The organism is Enterococcus sp. VV15 (assembly GCF_005236045.1).
Lineage (GTDB): Bacteria > Bacillota > Bacilli > Lactobacillales > Enterococcaceae > Enterococcus_B > Enterococcus_B durans.
Genome location: NZ_QPTY01000123.1, coordinates 1 through 369 on the forward strand (window position 1 = coordinate 1; position 369 = coordinate 369).

Annotated in this window: 1 protein-coding gene; it reads right to left on the reverse strand. The window is 38.2% G+C overall.

The features are described from left to right. A partial coding sequence (locus DVW83_RS14915; protein ID WP_174784299.1) for a YqaJ viral recombinase family protein occupies positions 1 to 146 on the reverse strand: 146 nt, incomplete at its 3' end. Between the last annotated feature and the right edge of the window lie 223 nt (positions 147 to 369).

Here is a 369-nt window from a genome sequence, read left to right on the forward strand (position 1 = left end):
ATTTGACCCGTTTTCTCAAGCCACAATTGATAAGGAGATTTGTATTTGTTCAAGCCAAGTACGGTTGCAACATCTGAACCGCCGATTCCTTTCTTGCGGTCTTCAAGCCATTCTTGATGACTCATTTCTAAGGTAGATTTACTCATCTTCATCCTCCTCATCAATTGGCGCTTCATAAGGTGGTTTAGCATAATCAGGGTCAGTTAAATAGCTGTCAAGATTTGCTAACTCGTTCATGCCTAGCGCCTTCTTTCTTTGTAAAATCTTCTAACAAACTTAACAAAGTAATCATCCCTGCAAATAAACAACCTACAAACAAATTAGCGTTTGAGATTACTACAAGCATAAAGACAAATAGTGCAATCCACA